Source organism: Bradyrhizobium sp. 149 (assembly GCF_023073915.1).
In the GTDB taxonomy this organism is placed as follows: Bacteria; Pseudomonadota; Alphaproteobacteria; order Rhizobiales; family Xanthobacteraceae; genus Bradyrhizobium.
Genome location: NZ_JADPKK010000012.1, coordinates 59904 through 80945, shown reverse-complemented (window position 1 = coordinate 80945; position 21042 = coordinate 59904). Strand labels below are relative to the sequence as shown.

The 21042-nt window shown below is 64.9% G+C and carries 16 protein-coding genes, 1 tRNA gene, 1 pseudogene and 1 riboswitch; of the genes and pseudogenes, 7 read left to right on the top strand and 11 right to left on the bottom strand.

From position 1 onward, the window contains the following. Window positions 1–12: 12 nt before the first annotated feature. Window positions 13–936 (bottom strand): thioredoxin, encoded by a 924-nt coding sequence (gene trxA, locus IVA88_RS04395; RefSeq protein WP_247496065.1) that lies wholly within the window; start codon window positions 934–936, stop codon window positions 13–15. 274 nt (window positions 937–1210) lie between these two features. Here trxA and IVA88_RS04390 point away from each other — a divergent pair. From IVA88_RS04390 to IVA88_RS04375, 4 genes are all read left to right on the top strand, one after another. After that, a tRNA-Gly gene (locus IVA88_RS04390) sits at window positions 1211–1285 on the top strand. 76 nt (window positions 1286–1361) lie between these two features. After that, window positions 1362–2348 (top strand): NAD(P)-dependent oxidoreductase, encoded by a 987-nt coding sequence (locus IVA88_RS04385; protein WP_247496064.1) that lies wholly within the window; start codon window positions 1362–1364, stop codon window positions 2346–2348. Window positions 2349–2727: 379 nt separating this feature from the next. Beyond that, a complete protein-coding gene (locus IVA88_RS04380; RefSeq protein WP_247496063.1) occupies window positions 2728–4020 on the top strand; it encodes a PQQ-dependent sugar dehydrogenase in 1293 nt (430 codons plus the stop codon). A 214-nt stretch (window positions 4021–4234) separates the two neighbouring features. Next, complete coding sequence (locus IVA88_RS04375; protein ID WP_247496062.1) at window positions 4235–4828, top strand: c-type cytochrome; 594 nt, start codon at window positions 4235–4237, stop codon at window positions 4826–4828. Window positions 4829–4840: 12 nt separating this feature from the next. Here the strand turns inward: IVA88_RS04375 and panE are convergent, their stop codons facing one another. The 3 genes from panE to IVA88_RS04360 all read right to left on the bottom strand — a co-directional run bounded on the left by panE (window position 4841) and on the right by IVA88_RS04360 (window position 7215). Beyond that, entirely contained in the window at window positions 4841–5764 is a 924-nt protein-coding gene (gene panE, locus IVA88_RS04370; protein ID WP_247496061.1) for a 2-dehydropantoate 2-reductase, read from the bottom strand. A gap of 146 nt (window positions 5765–5910) precedes the next feature. Then, the gene (locus tag IVA88_RS04365) at window positions 5911–6519 is read right to left on the bottom strand and encodes a 2-hydroxychromene-2-carboxylate isomerase (protein WP_247496060.1); all 609 of its coding nucleotides are present in this window, start codon (window positions 6517–6519) and stop codon (window positions 5911–5913) included. Window positions 6520–6618: 99 nt separating this feature from the next. After that, window positions 6619–7215, bottom strand: a complete 597-nt coding sequence (locus tag IVA88_RS04360) for a DUF2239 family protein (RefSeq protein WP_247496059.1) — start codon at window positions 7213–7215, stop codon at window positions 6619–6621. 164 nt (window positions 7216–7379) lie between these two features. Here IVA88_RS04360 and IVA88_RS04355 point away from each other — a divergent pair, with 164 nt between their 5' ends. Beyond that, window positions 7380–8045 carry a glutathione S-transferase gene (locus tag IVA88_RS04355; RefSeq protein WP_247496058.1) on the top strand — a complete coding sequence of 222 codons (666 nt, stop codon included), beginning with the start codon at window positions 7380–7382 and terminating at the stop codon, window positions 8043–8045. A 17-nt stretch (window positions 8046–8062) separates the two neighbouring features. On the opposite strand, the pseudogene IVA88_RS04350 reads toward IVA88_RS04355, so the two are convergent. Together IVA88_RS04350 and ggt are read right to left on the bottom strand one after the other, a co-directional pair. Beyond that, a pseudogene (locus IVA88_RS04350) lies at window positions 8063–9356 on the bottom strand (MFS transporter). 100 nt (window positions 9357–9456) lie between these two features. Continuing rightward, a complete protein-coding gene (gene ggt, locus IVA88_RS04345) occupies window positions 9457–11208 on the bottom strand; it encodes a gamma-glutamyltransferase (protein ID WP_247496057.1) in 1752 nt (583 codons plus the stop codon). A gap of 100 nt (window positions 11209–11308) precedes the next feature. Between ggt and IVA88_RS04340 the strand changes: the two genes are divergently transcribed. Beyond that, entirely contained in the window at window positions 11309–12691 is a 1383-nt protein-coding gene (locus tag IVA88_RS04340) for an MFS transporter (protein WP_247496056.1), read from the top strand. Between the two features lie 60 nt (window positions 12692–12751). Here IVA88_RS04340 and purH read toward each other — a convergent pair whose 3' ends face one another. From purH to IVA88_RS04325, 3 genes are all read right to left on the bottom strand, one after another. Then, complete coding sequence (gene purH, locus IVA88_RS04335; RefSeq protein ID WP_247496055.1) at window positions 12752–14344, bottom strand: bifunctional phosphoribosylaminoimidazolecarboxamide formyltransferase/IMP cyclohydrolase; 1593 nt, start codon at window positions 14342–14344, stop codon at window positions 12752–12754. A gap of 22 nt (window positions 14345–14366) precedes the next feature. After that, window positions 14367–14448, bottom strand: a riboswitch (ZMP/ZTP riboswitch). A gap of 58 nt (window positions 14449–14506) precedes the next feature. Next, window positions 14507–16225, bottom strand: coding sequence for a heparinase II/III family protein (locus tag IVA88_RS04330; RefSeq protein WP_247496054.1), 1719 nt, complete (start codon window positions 16223–16225; stop codon window positions 14507–14509). Between the two features lie 156 nt (window positions 16226–16381). Continuing rightward, complete coding sequence (locus IVA88_RS04325; RefSeq protein WP_247496053.1) at window positions 16382–17728, bottom strand: RsmB/NOP family class I SAM-dependent RNA methyltransferase; 1347 nt, start codon at window positions 17726–17728, stop codon at window positions 16382–16384. A gap of 187 nt (window positions 17729–17915) precedes the next feature. Between IVA88_RS04325 and IVA88_RS04320 the strand changes: the two genes are divergently transcribed. Continuing rightward, window positions 17916–18149: a DUF1674 domain-containing protein gene (locus IVA88_RS04320; protein WP_247496052.1), complete on the top strand. Its 234-nt coding sequence runs from the start codon at window positions 17916–17918 to the stop codon at window positions 18147–18149. A 50-nt stretch (window positions 18150–18199) separates the two neighbouring features. On the opposite strand, the gene cysC is transcribed toward IVA88_RS04320, so the two are convergent. Further along, window positions 18200–20095 carry an adenylyl-sulfate kinase gene (gene cysC, locus IVA88_RS04315; RefSeq protein ID WP_247496051.1) on the bottom strand — a complete coding sequence of 632 codons (1896 nt, stop codon included), beginning with the start codon at window positions 20093–20095 and terminating at the stop codon, window positions 18200–18202. Continuing rightward, window positions 20095–21042 carry a sulfate adenylyltransferase subunit CysD gene (gene cysD, locus IVA88_RS04310; protein ID WP_247496274.1) on the bottom strand — a complete coding sequence of 316 codons (948 nt, stop codon included), beginning with the start codon at window positions 21040–21042 and terminating at the stop codon, window positions 20095–20097. The genes cysC and cysD overlap by 1 nt, the downstream gene beginning before the upstream one ends.

The window sequence follows — 21042 nt, the reverse complement described above, 5'->3', positions numbered from 1 at the left end:
TGCCAGCTCGCTTTACGAAAACAGGATGATCGACAACCGCTTGCGCCCCTCGACGGTTGCATCATCGGTGCCGCCCCAGGCCTCGAAGAACTGCACGAGCTGCTTGCGGGCGCCGTCGTCGTTCCATTTGCGGTCGCGCTTGATGATCGCGAGCAGCTGCTCGGTGGCCGCTGCCCGGTTGCCTTGCGCGTTGAGCGCGATCGCGAGGTCGAATCGGGCCTGATGATCGAGCGGGTTTGCGGCGACTTTCTGTTCCAGCTCGGCGACCGGCCCGAGCTGCTCCGCCTGCTCGGCAAGATCGATCGCGGTCTGTACGGCTTTCACAGCGGGGTCGTTGCGCTTGGATTCCGGCACCATGGCGAGCGTCTGCTTGGCCTGCTCCATCGCACCGGAGACGGCGTAGCATTTCGCGAGCCCGGCAAGGGCGGCGATGTTGGTCGATTCATGCTGCAGCACTTCCGCGTAGATCTGGGCGGCCGCAGCGGCATCGCCCTCGGCGAGCACGGCCTCGGCCTCTTGCAGGATTTCCGCGACATTCGGCTCACCCGGCGCGGTCACGCCCTTGGTCAGCTTCTCGATGAAGGCGGTGAGCTGGCTCTCCGGCACCGCGCCCATGAAGCCGTCGGCCGGCTGGCCGTCGACGAAGGCGATCACGGCCGGAATCGACTGGATGCCCATCTGGCCCGGGATCGCCGGGTGCTGGTCGATGTTCATCTTGACCAGCTTGACCTTGCCCTTGGCGGCCTTGACCGCCTTTTCCAGCAACGGCGTGAGCTGTTTGCAGGGACCGCACCACTCCGCCCAGAAGTCGATCAGCACCGGCTGGCGCTTCGATTCCTCGATGACGTCCTTCACGAAGGCCTGGGTGGTGGTGTCCTTGATCAGATCGGCGGCAGCCGGTCCCGCTGCTCCGTTACCCTGGTCGATGATCGTCACGGGATCCCCTCGTCTGATGTCTGGAATTGGCGGGTCTTTAGCACGTCGCCAATTCATATGCTTCGCTGTTGGCCCTAAATTGGGCCGGGACGGCCGAATTTCAATCCGTGCGTGCCGATTCGGTGGTTCCAGGGCATTTTTGGCCAATTTACCCCGGTTGGGGTCCATTTGGGCCGGAAGATGCGAATCTATGCCGCCGGTAGCTGTTGCATTCGGCGCCCGCTTTTGGCATACGACAGCCGTTGCCGGCGCAGTCATGCGACCGACACAGGATGCGGGTGTAGCTCAGTGGTAGAGCACGACCTTGCCAAGGTCGGGGTCGAGGGTTCGAGCCCCTTCGCCCGCTCCAATTTTTCCCAGAGCATCCAGCCGAGCCGGACGGGTACGTGGTTTCCCACGCCGCCGGCGGCTGCATTGGGTCTCGAATGACAATCCTGGTCACCGGCAGCGCGGGCCATCTCGGGGAGGCCCTTCTCCGCACGCTCCGCGGGCGCGGATCGCCTGTGCGTGGGATCGATCTGAAGACATCGCCCTTCACCAATGCCGTCGGCTCGATCGTCGATCCCGACTTCGTGCGGCGCCAGATGGACGGTGTCACCGCGGTGATCCACACCGCGACGCTGCACAAGCCGCATGTGGCGACCCACAGCAAGCGAGAATTCATCGACACCAACGTCACCGGCACGCTCAACCTGCTCGAGGCGGCGGTGACCGCCGGCGTGCGCAGCTTTGTCTTCACCAGCACCACCAGCGCGTTCGGCTCGCAGCTCCGCTCCGAGACGGGACAGACCGCGGTGTGGGTCACCGAAGACTTGCCGGCGATCCCGAAGAACGTCTACGGCACGACCAAGCTGATGGCTGAGACTCTATGCGAGCTGTTCTGTCGCGAGCACGGCCTGCCTGTCGTGGTCTTGAGGACCTCGCGCTTCTTCCCGGAGGAGGATGACGATCCGGCGATGCGGTCGGCTTACGCGTCGGAGAACGCACAGGCCAACGAGTTGCTCTATCGCCGGCTCGATATCGCGGACGCAGTGAGCGCCCATCTGCTCGCCGCCGAGCGTGCGCCGAAGATCGGGTTTGCCCGCTACATCGTATCGGCGACAAGCCCGTTCGAGCCGCGCCATCTCGCGGCACTGGCGCGCGACGCGGCCAGAGTGGTGCGCAAGCTCTATCCGGATTGTGCGGAGCTCTATGCGGCGCGCGGCTGGCGCCTATTCCCGGCGATCGACCGTGTCTATGTCAACGAGCGCGCGCGGCGCGAGCTGGGCTGGCGGACCGAATTCGACTTCGCGCACGTCCTGAATTGCCTTCGCGATGGCCGCGATTTTCGCAGCACGCTGGCGCGTGAGGTCGGGTCGAAAGGCTATCATGACACGGTGTTTGGCGATGGTCCCTATCCCCTCGCCCCGTAATCGCCGCCTTTGCTAATTTGCTCGATGCCTCAATTGTGTACCCGGAATGCCCGGGAGCAAAACGGACTGCGCGCTTCTACTGTGCATGGGGTTGTTTTCGCGTTTTTTGTTCCCGCCCCCCCCTGCTGCCTGAAAATTGGCCAAGCGCGCGTTTGATTCCGCGCTGCAGCGAGAGCGTTGTCGTCGCGGCGTTTGCCTTCGTTGACATTCCGTCTCAATTTTTTTTGCGCGCAACTGCAGCGCACGCGGCGCGCTTCTCAGCCCTCGCAGATGTGCTAACCTTTTTGCGTCTGCCTCTCGACAGACCCAAACTTCGCCTCTCGACTAGCAAAACAAAATAAAGGTGCAGCCCTGATGGCTGCCTTAGGGGAGTGACGCGATGAAATTCCATCGAACCGTCTTTCAATCCGTCTTTCAATCCGCCCTGGCGCTTGCAGCGGTTGCCCTTCTCACGGGGACAAGCGTCGGTCACGCACAGCAGCAGGACAAGAACAAGCCGTTGAAGAAATACGAATCCGGCACCAAGGAATTCTGGACCCATCCGCCGGACGACTGGTTCCTAGGCGACGAGACCGAGGCGCAGAAGGGGCTGGCGCCGCCGTCGGGTCCGCCGACCGGCGCGTCGGACGCCGAGCTCGCCAACATCGTCAAGAAGGTCAAGCTGCCACCGGGCTTCAAGATGGAGGTCTACGCGTCCGGTGTGCTGGCCGCGCGGCAGATGGCCTGGGGTGAAAAGGGCACGCTGTTCGTCGGCTCGTTCGGTCTCGGCAACGTCTATGCCATCAAGGACAACAACGGCAAGAAGGAGGTCAAGACCATCCTGAAGGGCCTCAACATGCCCACGGGTCTCGCCGTAAAAGACGGTGCGCTCTACGTCATCGCGGTCGACAAGCTGATCCGGTACGACGATGTCGAAAGCAAGCTCGACAATCTCGGCGAGGGCAAGGTCGTCTATGACGACATGCCGTCCTATGCCGCGCATGGCTGGAAGTACATCGCGGTCGACAAGGAAGGCTGGTTCTACATTCCGTTCGGACCGCCCTTCAACATCGGCATTCCCCCGACCAGCGTGTCGCAGATCCGTCGCGTCGATCCCAAGACCGGCAATGCGGAAATCTACGCGCTCGGCGTTCGCAACTCGGTCGGCGGCGACGTCGATCCGCGCACCGGCAAGTTCTGGTTCACCGAGAATGCCCGCGATTGGATCAGCGATGATCTGCCCTCGGACAAGCTGAACATGATCAGCAAGATCGGCGAGCACTTCGGCTATCCCTACTGCCACCAGGGTGACCTGCCGGATACGAAGTTCGCGATGGGCCACAAATGCTCGGAGTTCACGCCTCCGGTGCTGAACCTCGGCGCGCATGTCGCTCCGCTCGGCATGAAGTTCTATACCGGCGATCAATTTCCGCCTGAGTACAAGAACAACATCCTGATCGCCGAGCACGGCTCCTGGAATCGTCACAAGTACCAGGGCGGCCGCATCATGCGCGTGATCGTCGGGCCCGACGGCAAGAACGCCAAGCAGGAGGTGTTCGCCTCCGGCTGGATCGAGGGCGACCAGGGCTATCTCGGCCGTCCCGACGACATCATCCTCGCCAAGGACGGCTCGATCCTCGTCGCCGACGACTGGGCCGGCGCGATTTACCGCATCAGCTACAGCAAGAAATAGCATACGATGACACGAGGCTGCGGTGCCGAGGGGCACCGCAGCCTTTCTCGTTTCAATTTCGCGCGCTGTCGTTCCGGGCTTGCGCCCGCCTGCGCCCAAGTCGGAACCCATAGCCACGAACGAGGGTTATGGATTCTCAGATGCGCAATTGCGCATCATAGCTCGTGCTTCGCACGCCCCGGAACGACGAGTTCGATAGATCGGAATTCCCATCATGCGCCGGCAGTTCATCTCGCACGCAATCAGCGTGGTTGCGCTCCTCGCGCTCGGTTCTCTCCCGACAAGCGCCGCCGACAATGCCGCGATCAAGGAGAAGGCCGCTGTCTGCTCCGGCTGCCACGGCGAGAACGGCATCTCGCAGACCGAGAACATCCCCTCGCTCGCTGGCCAGCCCGATCAATTCCTCCAGTGGCAGCTGGTGTTTTTTCGCGCCGGCTCGCGCAAGAACGACCAGATGCAGCCCATCGCCGAGGAAATCACCAACGAGGACGTCCGCAATCTCGGCGCCTATTTCGCGGCGTTGACGCCGCCGAAGGCAGCGGAAGACGGAGATCCGGAGCTGTCGAAAAAGGGCGCCCAAGTTGCCGTCGGTCGCCGCTGCGCCTCATGCCATACCGAGAGCTTTGCCGGCACCAAGGCCATCGCGCGGCTCGCCGGACAGCGCGAGGAATATCTGGTCAAGGCGCTGCACGACTACAAGAGCAGCCAGCGCGTCGGCGGCGGAGGCGCTGCGATGGCCGATGTCGCCTACCACATGAGCGACGAGGAAATCACGGCCGTCTCGCACTACCTCGCGTACTTCAAATAGCGCAAGCTGCGGTCAGCTCGCCCGCTGCTTCTCATACGCTTTCAAATGCGTGTACGCGATACGCAGCTTCGGCACCGGCACCTTGGCCGCATCGGCGCGCGCGATGAGGTCGCCGATGACGTGATCGGCTTCGACCGGCAGGCCCGCCTTGACGTCGCGGAACATCGAGGCCGTCATCGGCGAGCCCTCGGTGGTGAGGTTGCCCTTCACGCGCTCGAAGAACGGTCCGCCCGGCGGGTAGCCCGACGCGGTGGCGATTGCGCTGGTCTCGTCCAGCATGCCGAGCAGGAAATCCCTACCGCCGGGGGCAGCGAGGATGTTGCCGACGGAGGTGCGCATCAGGCTGGTGGACGCCGCCAGCGAGGAGAGGAACACCCACTTCTCCCACATGTCCTGCATGATGTTCTGGCTGGCCGTCGCACCATTGATACCGCTCTTGAAGGCCTCGTCGATTGCCTTGACGCGATCCGACAGCGTGCCGTCGCGCTCGCCGTAATTGATCGACTGCATCGGCTGGAGCTGCACCACCTCGCGCTTTTCGTTCAGCGTCGCGGCGATGGCGCAGAGGCCACCGAGCACGCACTCCTTGCCGAACTTGCCGTCGAGGATGTCGAGATGCTTCATGCCATTGAGCATGGGAATGATCGCGGTGTTCGGCCCGACTGCTGCCGCGAACGACTCCATGGCGTCGTCCAGGTCGAAGGCCTTGCAGCTGAGCAGCACGACGTCGAACTTGTCCTTGAGCGCGTCGGCCTGAACGGTCGGTGGATTTTTCAAGGTCACGTCGCCATTCGGACTCTTGATGACGAGGCCTGCGCTCGCGAGCTCGCTGGCGCGCCGCGGCCGGACCAGGAAGGTGACGTCCCGGCCAGCCTGCAACAGCCTGCCACCAAAATACCCGCCAATGGCGCCGGCACCGACCACGAGGATACGCATGGGATTGTCCTTGTTGCTCTTGCTGTTGTGCTTGTCGCAGTTTTTACAGTTGTTCTTGGCGGTCTATCTATAGTCGTCATTGCGAGCGAAGCGAAGCAATCCAGAATGCTGCCGCGATCACATTCTGTCGCTGGAGAATGAGGGGGCTACTTCCCCGACACCATCTCCTCGACGTCACGCAACTGCTCCTTGCCGAAGAACATCTCGTTGCCGACGAAGAAGGTCGGCGAGCCGAACGCGCCGCGCGCGACGGCCTCTTCGGTATTCTTGATCAGCCTGCCCTTCACTTCGGGCTCTTGCGCGCGGGCGAACAGTTTTTGGGCGTCGAGGCCCGAGGACGCCAGCGCCTTCGCCGCGATTTCAGGATCGTCCATCTTCTTCGGCTCGCGCCACATGTGGTGAAAGGCGGCCTCGACATAGGTCTCGAACACGCCTTCGAGCTGCGCCGCGATCGCCGTGCGCATCAGGTTCAGCGTGTTGACGGGGAAGAACGGATTCATGACATAGGCCGGGACGCTGTAACGCTTGATGAAGCGCTCGGTCTCGACAGCGTGGAATTCGCGCTTGTTCTTGATGCCGGCAAGTGTCTCGGCCGGCGACTTGTTGTTGGTCGACTTGAAGATGCCGCCGAGCAGGATCGGCACATATTCAAACTTGACGCCGATGCGCTGCTCGATCGCCGGGATCGCGAGATGACTGAGATAGGCGTTCGGGCTGCCGAAATCGAACAGGAACTGCGGGGCTGTGCGGGTCAAAATCGTTCTCCCTGACATCGCTTTTTGGCATTGTGGCGCAGGGTGCGCTACAGGTCCACCGTCTAATGATGGTCATAATATCTTGAGAATGCGCCGCGCCTAAGCGCGGTCGCTATAGGCGAGCTTGACGATGTGGTCGCGGATGTCAGCGGGCCAACCTGCGATCAGTTCGGTGAAACGCCGCCGGTCATCGGCAAACAGCGCGCGCGATGCTTCCTCGAACTGCGGCAGATTGCCGGCCATGGTCGACATGAAGTGATAGGCCGCATCGCGTGCCTGCCGCTCACGGTCCTTGTCGCCGCTCGCGCGTCTCGCCTCTTCGACAAGTTTCCGCAGCGCGACCGAAGCGCCGCCGGGCTGGGTGTTGAGCCACTCCCAGTGCCGCGGCAGCAGCGTCACCTCGCGCGCGACCACCCCGAGCCTTGGCCGACCACGGCCGCGCGGCTCGCTCGGTGCTGCGGTCTCCTCAACTGGCGGCGGGATCAGCTTCGCCAACCGCGCCAGCACCTCGCGATCCCCGCCGCGCAGATCGAAATCGATCGATCGGCCCGTGGCGTCCTCGAAGATGATGATGGTCTCGTCCGGCCGCTCCGCCATTCGCTTGACGATCAGTGCGACCTCGCCTGCCGGCCCGGACACCAGGCGCCGCTGCCCTTGGAAGGCGGTGAAAATCTTCTGCATTGGAATCATTACCATAATTGGTTGCGCTGGCGCCTTTAATGCCCGGGTAAATTATCCACGTCAATATACCCGGGTGAAAATATCCGACCGGATGGCTCGACATTGTGTTCCCGGGCTGGCACGAACGCGCGGCCGATCGACCACGCCTAGCCACCACGCATAGCCTTGGGGACCACGCGATGCTGACCGTTCATCACCTCAACAATTCCCGCTCGCAGCGCGTGCTGTGGCTGCTCGAGGAGCTGGGCGTGCCCTACGAGATTGTGCGCTATCAGCGCCAGCCCGACATGCGCGCCTCGAAGGAGCTCCGTGCCATCCATCCGCTCGGCAAGTCGCCTGTCATTACCGACAACGGCAACACCATCGCCGAGTCAGGCGCGATCATCGAATATCTCATCGCCACCTACGGCAACGGCCGGCTGGTCCCGCGGCCGAACACACCCGAGCGGCTGCGCTTCACCTATTGGCTGCACTACGCGGAAGGCTCGGCGATGCAGCCGCTGCTGCTCAAGCTGCTGTTCACGCTGATGCCGAAACGCGCGCCGGCGTTGCTCCGCCCGCTGGTGCGCAAGGTCTCGAACACTGCGCTCACTGCGCTGGTCAATCCGCAGATCAAGCAACACATGGATTATTGGGAAGGCGAGCTCGGCAAGAACGAGTGGTTCGCCGGCAGCGAGTTCACCGCGGCCGACATCCAGATGAGCTTTCCGCTCGAAGCAGCCCAGGCGCGTGGCGGGCTCGAACTCGGCCATCCCAAGGCGATGGCATTCCTGGAGCGCATTCACGCGCGCCCGGCGTACGCCAGAGCGCTCGAGAAGGGCGGGCCGTATCAGGTGGGGCGGTAAGTTTCCTCACCGCCTCCTCAGTCCGCGTGCAATATCCGCCCGCGCGTCTCCGGCAGCGCGAAGGCGGCGATGAAGAACAGCGCGTAGGCCACCACCGCAAACATCGCGATCGCATTCGCGAGTGACGTCGTCGCCGAGAGCGAGCCGACGAGGAACGGAAACAGCGCGCCGATGCCGCGACCGAAATTGTAGCAAAAGCCCTGGCCCGAGCCGCGCAGTCGCGTTGGATAAAGTTCGGTCAGGAATGCGCCGACGCCGGAGAAATAGCCCGAGGCGAAAAAGCCGAGCGGGAAGCCGAGCACCCACAGGATTTCGTTTGTGAGCGGCAGCTGCGTGTAAAGCAGCACAATCGCGATGGCGCCGATCGAGAAGATCAGGAACAGATTGCGCCGTCCGATCCGGTCGGCGAGCCAAGCGCCGGTGAGATAGCCGATGAAGGAGCCGATGATCAGCGTCGAGAGATAGCCGGTCGAGCCGACGATCGACAGATGCCGCTCCTTGGTCAAAAACTGCGGCACCCAGAAGGTGACGGCGTAATAGCCGCCTTGGCAGCCCGTCGCCATCAGCGAGGCCAGAATCGTGGTCTTCAGGATCGGGCCCGCGAAAATCTCCCAGAGCGCCGGACGATTGCCGCTTGCGGCCTGCCTGGCGCGGGCCTCGGCCGCGATCTCCGGCTCGGTGACGGAGCGGCGGATGTAGAACACCAGCAGTGCGGGCAGCGCGCCGATCACGAACATCCAGCGCCATGCCGTCTCCGCCGGCAAAGCCGAGAACAGGATCGCCTGCGACAGCACCGCGAGGCCCCAGCCCACCGCCCAGCCCGATTGCACCGAACCGACCGCGCGACCACGATATTGCGGCCGGATCGCTTCCCATCAGCACGGCGCCCGCCGCCCACTCGCCGCCGAAGCCGAGGCCCAGCACCGCGCGTGCGATCAGGAGCTGGTCGAAATTCTGCACGACCGCGCAGACCAGCGAGAAGAACGAGAACCAGATGATGGTGATCTGGAGCGTCCTGACCCGGCCGATATGGTCGGAGAGATAGCCGCCGAGCCAGCCGCCGATGGCGGAGGCCAGCAGCGTCACGGTGCCGGCGAGGCCAGCCGATCCCGCATCGACCTTCCACAGTGCGATAATGGTGCCGATCACCAGCGGGTAGATCATGAAATCCATGCCGTCGAGCGCCCAGCCCGCGGCGCAGGCCCAGAATGTTCGCCGCTCGGGCGTGTTCATGTCGCGATAAAAGGCGAGAAGGCTGGTGTCTTCGATCTCGGCGCGTTCGATGCGCTCGGTCGGATCGGTCGTGGTCATGTGCGCTTCCCCGGCAGTTTATTTTATTATGCGGGCGGTGGTAGCACGCGCGGCGGCCTGCGCAAGCACGGGCCGGCCTTCGTGCCATGCAGGGTCAGAGCTACTGCCCCGCCGCCTCCGCGCCTCGGGTGCGTGGATCCGGCGCGCCGAGCGGCCCGTTGGCGGTCACCGCGATCGAATTGGCAGAGGTCTGGCCCATCGGCTCGACGATCAGGTGGTCCATCGCCTTCAGCTCGGACAGGACATTGTCGGAAAAGCCGCGCTCGACGCGCACCTCGTCCGGTAACCATTGATGATGCAACCGCGGTGCGGCCACGGCGGCGGCAACGTCCATTTGGTAATCGAGCACGTTGACGATCACCTGGAGCACGGTCGAGATGATGCGGCTGCCGCCGGGCGAGCCCGTTACCAGCACCGGCTTGCCGTCCTTCAGGACGATGGTCGGTGACATCGAGGACAGCGGCCGCTTGCCGGGCCCGGGCAAATTGGGCTCGAAGCCGACGAGGCCGTAGGCATTGGAAGCGCCGACCGCTGCGGTGAAATCGTCGAGCTCGTTATTGAGCAGCACGCCGGTGCCGTCGGCGACGAGGCCGACGCCGTAGCTGAAGTTCAGCGTATAGGTGTTGCTGACGGCGTTGCCGCTGCCGTCGACGACGGAAAAATGCGTGGTGTTGCTGCCCTCACGCGGCGAGGTCGCGCTCGACACCAGCTGCTTCGATGGCGTGGCGCGATCGGCGGAGATGGTTGCCCGCAGTTTGGCGGCGTAGTCTTTGGCGGTGAGCGTCCCGATCGGTGCGTTGACGAAGGCGGGATCGCCGAGATAGCGCGCACGGTCCGCATAGGCGCGCTTCATGGCCTCGATCAGCAGATGCAGCGAGGCCGGTGATCCCCGCTTCAGATCGGCCAGCTGAAAACCTTCGAGGATATTGAGCGTCTCCACCAGCACCACGCCGCCGGACGACGGCAACGGCATCGACACGATGTCGTAGCCGCGATAGGTGCCGCGCACCGGCGCACGGATCACCGCCTGATAGGACTTGAGATCGTCAGGCGTCATGATGCCGTCCGCGTCAACCACCGCCTTGGCAAGTTTTTCCGCAACCGGCCCCTCATAGAATCCGCGCGGGCCCTGTGCGGCGACAGCCGACAGCGTTGCGGCGAGATCGCTCTGCACCAGCCGGTCGCCTTCGCCGAGCGGCGTTCCATCGGGCCGCGAGAAGATCCCGGCCGAGGAGGGCCAGCGCACCAGCCGCCGGTGCCATCCCGGCAGCGTGTCGGCCATATCGTCGCCGACGAGGAAGCCATCGCGGGCGAGCGCGATCGCGGGCTCGAGCAGTTGCGCCAGCGTGAACCGGCCCGAGCCATATTTTTCCAGGGCCAGCGCAAGACCCGCGACGGTGCCGGGCACCCCGACGCCGAGCGCGGAGTCCCGCGACTTCGCCGCATCGGGCTTGCCGTCGCCGCCGAGGAATATCTGCGGCGTGGTTGCAGCCGGCGCGGTCTCGCGATAGTCGATCGTGATGTCTTCGTTGCGTTCGGCGGAATGAATCACCATGAAGCCGCCGCCGCCGATATTGCCGGCGCGCGGATAGGTCACGGCCATCGCAAAGCCGGTCGCGACCGCGGCATCGATGGCATTGCCGCCGCGCCGCAGGATGTCGGCGCCGACCTGCGCAGAGATTTTCTCCTGCGCCACCACCATGCCGTGCTCGGCGGGAACGGCATGCACCGTGTCGAGCGCAGGCGGCACATAAGCCCGCCGCGCGTCCTGCGCGGCCGCGCTCGCGAGACCGAACGCCAGAGCGGCAACGAAGGCGAAAAATGTTCGCCGTGTCGAAAAAGACGACATCATCAAACTTCCGCCGTGGCTTCGAGCCAGTTCACACGCGTCACGGTAATGCTATACGGTTTGCGCCAAGAGAGGCAAAACTGTTCGTGATGGGGCCTGGACGATGACGACGATTGCCTCGGATGCGCGCGTGGAGGCGCGGCGGACCTATCCGCCGCGCGCCGCCGTCGTCAGCTGGATCTTCTTCGACTGGGCGGCGCAGCCTTATTTCACGCTGATCACGACCTTCGTGTTCGCGCCCTATTTCGCCACCAGCATTGCGCCGAATCCCGCCATCGGCCAATCGCTGTGGGGTTTTGCGATGGCTGCCGCGGGCCTCGCGATCGCGCTGATGTCGCCGGTGCTAGGGGCTATTGCCGATGCTTCGGGCCGCAGGAAGCCGTGGATCGCGGGATTTGGCGCAGTTCTGGTGCTGGCGTCCTGCACGCTGTGGATCGGCAAGCCCGGCGATCCCTCGATCATTCCGCCGCTGCTCACCGCGGTCGCGCTCGCTAGCGTCGGCGCGGAATTCGCCACCCTCTTCAACAACGCGATGATGCCGACCCTGGTGCCGCCGGAGCGTATCGGCCGGCTCTCCGGCACCGGCTGGGCGACGGGTTATGTCGGCGGTATCGTCAGCCTGATCATCGTGCTCGGCCTGCTCGCCGCGAATCCCGAGACCGGCCGCACGCTGCTTGGTTTCACGCCTCTGTTCGGGCTCGACCCCGTCAGCCGTCAGGGCGACCGCGCCGCGGGACCGTTGACCGGGCTTTGGTTCATCATTTTCGTGACGCCGATGTTCCTGTTCACGCCGGACTATCCGGCGAAGCGTCCGGTGCGCGAGGCGCTGCACGAAGGTCTGTCGGAGCTGAAGCAATCGATCAGGGGTCTGCCGAAGCAGAAATCGCTTGCCGCGTTTCTGCTCGCGAACATGATCTACACCGACGGCCTGGTGTCACTGTTTGCCTTCGGCGGCATCTATGCCGCGGGCACGTTCGGCTGGCACACGATCCAGATCGGCACGTTTGGCATCATGCTCGCGATCGCCGGCGCCTTTGGCGCGTGGCTTGGCGGCAAGCTGGACGATCGTCTCGGGCCGAAGCGCGTGATCGCCGGCAGCCTGCTGATCCTGCTGCTGGCGGTGGCGGCGATCCTGCTGGTCGACAAGGATTCGATCCTCTTCATCAAGGTCGCGCCGCCCGCGCCCGGCGGTGCATTGTTCGCCGCTGCGGCCGAACGCGCTTATCTGGTGCTGGGGTGCCTGATCGGAGCGGCCGGTGGTCCGCTGCAAGCCGCCTCACGCACGCTCCTGATCCGTCTCGCACCGAAGGACCGCATCGCGCAGTATTTCGGTCTGTTCGCACTGACGGGGAAAGTGACTTCGTTCATCGGCCCGCTGCTCATCGGCGTGATCACCGCGGTGACGGCGAGCCAGAAGGCTGGCATGGCCGTGCTCGTGGTGTTCTTCGTCGCGGGGCTGGGACTGTTGATGCGGGTGCGGGAGTAGCCGCAGTCGTGTAGCCCGGATTTCGCTGCGCTCCGTCCGGGCTACGCTCTCTCGTGAGAGTTAGTGCCTGAAGTGCCGTGTGCCCGTGAACACCATGGCGATGCCGTGTTCGTTGGCGGCCTTGATCACTTCGTCGTCGCGCATGGAGCCGCCGGGCTGCACCACGGCGGTGGCGCCAGCCTCGATGCAGGCGAGCATGCCGTCCGCGAACGGGAAGAACGCATCCGACGCCACCACCGAGCCCTTGGTGAGCGGCTCGGCGAGCTTCAGCTCAGCCGCCGCATCCTGGGCCTTGCGCGCGGCGATCCGCGCTGAATCCACCCGGCTCATCTGGCCGGCACCGATGCCGACCGTGGCGAGATCCTTGGCGTAAATGATGGTGTTGGACTTGACGTGCTTCGCCACACGGAACGCGAACTTCAGATCGCGCATCTCGGCATCGGTTGGCGCACGCTTGGTCACGATCTTGAAGGTCATGTCGTCGACCACGGCGTTGTCGCGGCTCTGCACGAGGAGACCGCCTGCCACCGTCTTGGCGGTGAGGCCGGGCGCGCGCGGATCGGGCAGGCTCCCGGCAAGCAGAAGTCGAAGGTTCTTGCGCGCGCCGATGATGGCGATCGCCTCCTCGCTGGCGTCGGGCGCGATGATCACCTCGGTGAAGATCTTTGTGATCTCGCGCGCGGTGTCGGCATCGAGCGCGCGGTTCATCGCGATGATGCCGCCGAAGGCCGAGGTGGAATCGCAGGCCAGCGCCTTGCGATAGGCGCTGACGAGGTCGGAGCCCTCGGCGACGCCGCAGGGATTGGCATGCTTGACGATGACGCAGGCCGCGGTGCGCTTGGCGTCGAACTCGCCGATGCATTCATAGGCGGCATCGGTGTCGTTGATGTTGTTGTAGGAGAGCTCCTTGCCTTGAAGCTGCCGCGCGGTCGAGACGCCCGGCCGCTTGTCGGGCGTCGCATAGAACGCCGCGGTCTGGTGCGGATTCTCGCCATAGCGCAGCGACTGGATCAGCCTGCCGCCGAAGGCGCGGAAATCAGGTGCGTCGATTTCGAGCTGGCGGTTGAACCAGTTCGAGATCGCGGCGTCATAGGCGGCCGTGCGCGCGTAAGCCTTGGCAGCAAGGCGCCGGCGCAATTTCAGCGTGGTTGCGCCGCTGTTGGCGGCGAGCTCGTCGAGCACGGCCTTGTAGTCCTCAGCCTCGACCACGACGGCCACATCGTCATGGTTCTTCGCGGCGGCGCGAATCATCGCGGGGCCGCCGATGTCAATGTTCTCAATGCAATCCTCGAAGCCTGCGCCTTTGTCGACGGTCGCCTCGAACGGATAGAGATTGACGACGAGGAGATCGATTGGCGCGATGCCGTGCGCCTTCATCGCTTCCGCATGGTCCTTGTTGTCGCGGATCGCGAGCAGGCCGCCATGCACCTTTGGATGCAGCGTCTTGACGCGGCCATCCATCATTTCGGGGAAGCCGGTCAGCTCGGAGACGTCCTTCACCTTGAGGCCGGCCGCGGCGATTGCTTTGGCAGTGCCGCCGGTCGAGACCAGCTCGACATCGTGCGCGGCGAGCGCCTTTGCGAACTCGATCAGGCCGGTCTTGTCGGAAACGGAGAGAAGGGCGCGGGTGACGCGGCGGGGATGGTCAGTCATGAGCAAGATCCTCTGTCTGAAGGAGTAATGCCCAGGCGCGCGGCAGCTATGTCCCACGCTTCCCGATGGTGCTCCATCCAAGGTCGCCAGTCGCGCGAGCGAGGGCTCGATAGCAGTTTCCGGTCGCTTTCACAACGATCAGATGGGCCGAATCGCCCGCGTTTACAGCGGAAGTTCCGGCTCCCGCCGCGCATTTCTGCGGGCATTCGTGATCGCCGGCGAGGCGGTGGAGCGGACGAAGCTCCAGCGGATCGAGGGTGCCTGCCGCGCGTCCTGGCGGATCACGATCTGCGCGGTGCGGCGCGGGCCGTCATTGCCGGCCAGGAACACGCTGTCCTCGAGGTCCACCTTGTCGTCGAGCGCCTCGAAGGTCCAGACGTCGCGGTTCGGCAGCACCAGCATGACACCGCGGGCATCGGACAACCGGCTCGCTTTCACCGCCGGGTGCAAATGGAAGCGCACTGCGAAATCGGCATCCGCGCCCTTGAAGCGCCCGCCCTGCGGCGGCGAGAGCGTGTCCTCGCCGTCGATGCGCGCGCCGTCATTGTCGATCATCAGGACGCGGCGGTGGATCGCGCCGAATTTGGCGAGATAGCCGTCATGCGACATCGTGAGCAGCGTGCCGTTCTGCACGATTTCGCGATAGCTCTCGACCTCGACAGGCCCGCTGGTGACGGGAGCGCCGTGCAAGAGCCGCTTCATCGCCGACATCTCGACGAACTGGCATGACGAGGTGTCGTGATAGGTCAGCGTCGAATGCGCCGCGGTCCCGCGTGCGAACGGCCGCCAATTGTCGCGGCCGGTGGTCGGCATGCCGCAATTGGTGACGATGCGGCTGATGCCGGAGGACAGTTCGAATGACAGGCAGCCGGCATGGGCGTCGTGGCTGACGCCGGCCGCCGGCGGCGGGCCGGTGTCGATGATCACAGTGGTTTGGCCGGCATCGAGGCGCTGGAAGCCGGTATGCGGCATGTTCGCCATCGGTGCGCCGTGGGTGTCGTCGTAGGCAAGCAGCGTCGCGAGCAGGTCCGAGGGCGTCGCGCTCATGCCGTTGAACAGCGCGAAATTGCCGTCGCCGTGGCGGAAGAAGCGCAGCATCGGCATCATGCGGTCGATCGCGTTGAGCAGCGCCGGCGGCGGCGCGATGTTGCGCGCGGCAAAGGTCTGCCGCAGCGGCAACAGGTCGATCAAGAGCTCGATCAGGGCGCCCGGGTTGCGCGAGACATGGCCGCCATCGGGCAGGATCTGCCGCTGCAATTCGTCCGAGAGCTTTTTCGAGGCGCTGCGGATGTGACTTGCCTGGTTGGCGAGGCACAGCGCCGCATAGCACAGCGCGATCAACACCTGGAGCTTCGGCACCCCGTCGGGAATATTGACCATGGTGTAGCGGAGGAGGCGGATTTCGCGCGCCAGCGCGCGCAGGTAGCGGCGGTAGAATTTGTTGTCGGTGTCGTTGAGCACCAGCGGCGCCTGCGACAGCAGGGAGATCACCCGCCGCGCCAGCACGTCGGCGCGCCGCGCGACGGGACGGCGCTTGTTGGCAGGATTGGCGATCCAGTCCTCGACCAATGAGCGCGCATTGGCCCGCGTCAGCGCGGTGTCGGCGGCGCGCAAATGGCGCAGCCAGCCGAAGCCGAGCAGCGCAACCTCCCAATCCTCCGACGGCGGCTCGAGATCGAAGATCGAGCGGCCGTGGCAATTGACGATCTTGCCGGCGAAGACGAAGCGGCCGGCATAGATCTCGGCGGCGCGGGTCGCATCCGCGGTGCGCAGATCATGCGGCGCGATGATCAGCCGGTCGGTGCGACCGGGCCAGACCCGCGACAGGACGACGGAACCACCGCTTGCGCGCGCGAGCATGTTCCGTGCGAAGCGGTTCATCACCAGCGTCGAGATACGTCTGCGTTGAGCGACCGACACGCCTTGCCTTGGTGGGGGAGAGGATTCCGACGAATCCTTATTAATCCCAAAATCGGACGGCCGACACCACCTTGAACGACGCGAATCAGCGCCGTGGTTGCAAAATCCAGTGCAAAATCAGGATTTAACGAGCCGGGCCGCGAAAAATCCGTCGAGCCCGCCGAGCTTGGGATCAGCGTTCGGCAGATGGCTGGGCAGGGTGCGCAAGTCGCCCTCGGCGGTGACGATCTCGCTGAGCCCCGAGACCTCGGACGCGTCGATCGGGACCCGGCGAAGCCTGGACTCTGCGGCCAGCAGGGCGGCTACGGCAAGCTCGCCCTCTTCGGGTTCCAGCGAGCAGGTACAGTAGACCAGCGTCCCGCCGGGCTTGAGCAGCGAGACCGATTTTTGCAGCAGCCGCTGCTGGAGCGCGGTCATCGCGGCGATGTCGGATTCCTGCCGGAGCCAGGATACATCGGGGTGGCGGCGAATCGTCCCGGTCGAGGTGCAGGGCGCATCGATCAGGATGCCGTCGAAACCATTGGCCGGACCGGCCCATTCCACAGCGTCGGCGATGACGGTCTCGGCCTGGAGCGACAACCGCGTCAGATTCTCGCGCAGGCGCGCCACCCGGGCGGGCGAGCGGTCGATGGCCGTGACATGCGCGCCTGATAGGGCCAGTTGTGCGGTCTTGCCGCCGGGAGCGGCGCAGAGATCGGCGATGGATTTGTCCTTGATGTCGCCGAACAGCCGGGCCGGCAGCGCGGCGGCGGCGTCCTGCACCCACCATTGTCCTTCGGCGAAGCCGGGAAGCATGGTCACCGCGCCGTGCAGCACGGTACGCACCGATCCGGTCGGCAGCACCTCGCCATGGAGCCGGCTCGCCCATTGCGCGGCGTCCGACTTCACGGTCAGATCAAGCGAAGGATCGTGGCTGAGCGCGAGCGCCATGTCCCTTGCGACTGTCTCGCCGTAATGCGCGCTCCAGCGCGCGAGCATCCAGGGCGGCAGGTCCAGCGACTGCGCGGCAACCTCTTCCACCAGCGCCTTACCCTCGCGCGCGCAGCGGCGCAGCACGGCGTTGACGAGGCCGGCATAGCGCGCGGCGCGCCGATCGGACTGCACGAGGCGAACGGAGAGATCGACGGCGGCGTGATCGGGCACGTCCATCCAGAGGATCTGGGCGGCACCGATCAACAGCGCGCTCTGCGCGCGCGGCGCATCGGAGGGAATGCCCTTGTCGAGCAGGCGCGACAGCACATGGCCGAGCGTGCCGAGCCGGCGCAGCACCGTGGCGACGAGGCGCCGCATCAGCGCGCGGTCGCGATCGGGGAGCGTCTTCAGTCCGGGATGGGCGCTGCTGCCGTCGAGCTGCTCGTCAAGTGTGCGGTGCTTTTGCAGCACGCCATCGACGATGTCGGCGGCAATCCGCCGCGCCGCAAGACCGGGCACTTCGGATGGAGGAGCGAAACGTTGAGATGGCATGCGGAAACAAGGTTCTGAGCGAGCGGCAGTTCGCCGCAATGGGCGCATGCCTTGAGAAGGCGATCTCTGGCACGCGAATATGCCAAATGTAAGAATCACTTCCGGGTTTTTCAGCCCTTTCGGAGCAATTTCAGGAATGCGTTATTGGGCGTCGCGCCGCGGGCCGTCCTGCGCTAGAAGGCCGAGCATGACTGACCAGCCTCCCGTTCCCGATCGCAAGCAGCTCACGCCGGCCGCCCAGCGTGCGCTGGCCGAAGCCGAAGCGCGCCGGCAGGCTGCGGCGGTCCAGACCAGGGACGACGCCAAGGGCGATTCCAGAAGCGGCGGCCAGGCGGCGCCAAAGGAGTTGCAGGGGCCAAAGGGACCCGAGCCGACCCGCTATGGCGATTGGGAACGCAAGGGCATCGCTTCCGACTTCTGAGCTCTGTGCCGGATCGGCCGGATGATGCCGGACGAGGCGGGTCCCGGCCGCTACAGATAATCATGCTCCCGGAGATAGCGGATGATGCGCTCGCAGGCTGCGTCGGTTGACAGTTCCGATGTGTCGACGGTGATCTCCGGCGCCTGCGGTGCCTCGTAGGGATCATCGATGCCGGTGAAACCCTTCAGCTCCCCCGCCCGTGCCTTGCGATAGAGTCCCTTCGGATCACGGCGCTCGCATTCGGCGAGCGGGGTCGCGACATGGATCTCAATGAACTCGCCCGCCTCGAGCCGGTGGCGCGCCAGCTCGCGCTCGCTGCGGAACGGTGAGATCAGCGCGACCAGCGCGATCATGCCGGCATCGACGAACAGCGCTGCGATCTCCGCGACGCGCCGGACGTTCTCCATTCTCTCCGCGTTGGAAAAGCCGAGGTCGCGGTTGATGCCGTGCCGAAGATTGTCGCCGTCGAGCAGCGCGGCGTGGCGTCCGAGTTCGGCAAGCCTGCGGTCGACGTGATCGGCAATCGTCGATTTGCCGGCACCGCTGAGCCCCGTGAACCAGAGCACGCAGGGCCGCTGCTGCTTCAGCCGCGCCCGCACGGATTTGTCGACGGCAAGCCGCTGCCAATGAATGTTCGTGGCGCGGCGAAGCGAGAGATCTATCATTCCCGCGGCAGCCGTGCGGTGACGGATCGGATCGATCAGAATGAAGCTGCCCATGCCGCGGTCGTCGCGGTAGGCCTCGAACACCAGCGGGCGGTCGAGGCTGAAATGGACGTAGCCGATCTGGTTGGCGTCGAGTGTGGCGGCGCTTTCCTGCGCCATGGTGTCGATGGCGATACGGTGCTTGAGCGTCGTGATCACCGCGCCGATCGAGGCCGTGCCGCATTTGAGCAAATAGCGCCGGCCCGCGACCATGGCCTCGTCATCGAACCAGACGAGATGGGCGGCCAGTTGATCCGAGATCAGGGGCGCGGGTCCCGCCGTCAGCACGTCGCCGCGGCTGACGTCGATCTCGTCCGCCAAAGTGAGCGTCACCGATTCGCCTGCCAGAGCCCGGTCGCGCTCGCCGCCAGGCGTGAGGATGCGCGCGACTTTCGTGCGACGTCCCGATGGCTGCACGGCGATGCTCTCGCCGATCGCGATCGTGCCGCTGGCAATCCGCCCGCAGAAGCCGCGAAACTCCGCATGAGGTCGGTTGACCCATTGCACCGGCAGCCGGAACGGCCGCTGCGAGACGTCGCCGGCAACGTCCACCGATTCCAGATAGGCCGTGACGGTCGGCCCGGTGTACCAGGGCATCCGCGCGCTGGCGGCGACGATGTTGTCGCCGTCGGGCGCAACGACGGGGATGCACTGGACCCGGGAGATCCCGAGTTGACCGGCCATGGTCAGATATTCGGCGGTGATGGCCGCGAAGCGGTCCCCGTCGAAGCCGATCAGATCCATCTTGTTCACGGCGAGCACGACGTGGCGGATGCCGAGCAGCGACAGGATGTGGCTGTGGCGCCGCGTCTGCGTGATCACGCCCTTACGAGCGTCGACCAGCACCACGGCGAGATCGGCGTTAGAGGCGCCGGTCGCCATGTTGCGCGTATACTGCGCATGCCCGGGCGCGTCGGCGACGATGAAGCGGCGCAGCTTGGTGGCGAAGAACCGGTAGGCGACGTCGATCGTGATGCCCTGCTCGCGCTCGGCCTGCAAACCGTCGACCAGCAGAGCGAAATCGAGATCGCCGCCGGTGGTGCCGGCCGTTTTGCTTTCCGAGGCGAGCGCATCGAGCTGGTCGTCGAGGAGCGTCTTCGAATCGTAGAGCAGGCGGCCGACCAGCGTGCTCTTGCCGTCGTCGACGCTGCCGCAGGTGACGAAACGCAGCGTCGGACGATCGTCCTGTTCGAGCCGCGGCGCGTCGGTTGCGGCGATCGTGGGAGCCTCGTGATAGGACATCAGAAGTAGCCTTCCGCTTTCTTGCGCTCCATCGATGCGGGACTGTCCCGGTCGATCATGCGGCCCTGCCGTTCGGAGGTGCGTGACGCCATCATCTCCCGCACGATCTCGGGCAGAGTTGCCGCCGTCGAGACGGTCGCGCCGCTGAGGGGATAACAGCCCAGAGTGCGAAACCTGACGGAACGCCATCGCGGCTCTTCGCCTGCAAGCAGCGGCATCCGTTCATCGTCCACCATGATCAGCGCACCGTCGCGCTCGACCACCGGGCGCGGAGCTGCCAGATAGAGCGGAACGATCGGGATGTCCTCGAGCAAAATGTAGTCCCAGACGTCGAGCTCGGTCCAGTTCGACAGCGGAAACACCCGCATGCTCTCGCCAGGCGCGAGCATCGTATTGTAAAGGCTCCACAGCTCCGGCCGCTGGTTCTTCGGATCCCAGCGATGCGCCACGCTCCGGTGCGAGAACACGCGCTCCTTGGCACGCGACTTCTCCTCGTCGCGCCGCGCGCCTCCGATCGCGGCGTCGAAGCCGTGAAGGTCCAGCGCCTGCCGCAATGCCTGCGTCTTCATGACGTCGGTGTAGCGGGCAGAGCCGTGGGTGAAGGGATCGATGCCCTGGCTCAATCCATCGTCGTTGGTATGGACGATCAGATCGAGGCCGAGATCGCGTGCGCGCTGGTCGCGAAACGCGATCATCTCGCGGAACTTCCAGGTCGTGTCGACGTGCAGCAGCGGAAACGGCGGCTTGCCGGGATGAAATGCCTTCATCGCCAGATGCAGCAGCACGGAGGAGTCCTTGCCGATGGAATATAGCATCACAGGCTTGCGGAACTCGGCCACCGTCTCGCGCAGGACGTGGATGCTTTCCGCCTCCAGCCGTCGAAGATGGCTGGCGGCACCGGGCATGGCAGCGTCCCCCGACGCGGTTCGCGTCGGGGTCGCCGCCAT

What these genes read in the sequence shown, in the direction of transcription:
- ggt (WP_247496057.1), bottom strand. Translation starts at nt 11,208, where the DNA reads ATGATGTCGTCTTTTTCGACACGGCGAACATTTTTCGCCTTCGTTGCC.
- IVA88_RS04355 (WP_247496058.1), top strand. Translation starts at nt 7,380, where the DNA reads ATGCTGACCGTTCATCACCTCAACAATTCCCGCTCGCAGCGCGTGCTG.
- IVA88_RS04340 (WP_247496056.1), top strand. Translation starts at nt 11,309, where the DNA reads ATGACGACGATTGCCTCGGATGCGCGCGTGGAGGCGCGGCGGACCTAT.
- IVA88_RS04360 (WP_247496059.1), bottom strand. Translation starts at nt 7,215, where the DNA reads ATGGTAATGATTCCAATGCAGAAGATTTTCACCGCCTTCCAAGGGCAG.
- IVA88_RS04325 (WP_247496053.1), bottom strand. Translation starts at nt 17,728, where the DNA reads ATGCCATCTCAACGTTTCGCTCCTCCATCCGAAGTGCCCGGTCTTGCG.
- IVA88_RS04320 (WP_247496052.1), top strand. Translation starts at nt 17,916, where the DNA reads ATGACTGACCAGCCTCCCGTTCCCGATCGCAAGCAGCTCACGCCGGCC.
- IVA88_RS04385 (WP_247496064.1), top strand. Translation starts at nt 1,362, where the DNA reads ATGACAATCCTGGTCACCGGCAGCGCGGGCCATCTCGGGGAGGCCCTT.
- IVA88_RS04330 (WP_247496054.1), bottom strand. Translation starts at nt 16,225, where the DNA reads ATGAACCGCTTCGCACGGAACATGCTCGCGCGCGCAAGCGGTGGTTCC.
- cysC (WP_247496051.1), bottom strand. Translation starts at nt 20,095, where the DNA reads ATGTCCTATCACGAGGCTCCCACGATCGCCGCAACCGACGCGCCGCGG.
- panE (WP_247496061.1), bottom strand. Translation starts at nt 5,764, where the DNA reads ATGCGTATCCTCGTGGTCGGTGCCGGCGCCATTGGCGGGTATTTTGGT.
- cysD (WP_247496274.1), bottom strand. Translation starts at nt 21,042, where the DNA reads ATGGCGGCGACCCCGACGCGAACCGCGTCGGGGGACGCTGCCATGCCC.
- IVA88_RS04375 (WP_247496062.1), top strand. Translation starts at nt 4,235, where the DNA reads ATGCGCCGGCAGTTCATCTCGCACGCAATCAGCGTGGTTGCGCTCCTC.
- purH (WP_247496055.1), bottom strand. Translation starts at nt 14,344, where the DNA reads ATGACTGACCATCCCCGCCGCGTCACCCGCGCCCTTCTCTCCGTTTCC.
- IVA88_RS04380 (WP_247496063.1), top strand. Translation starts at nt 2,728, where the DNA reads ATGAAATTCCATCGAACCGTCTTTCAATCCGTCTTTCAATCCGCCCTG.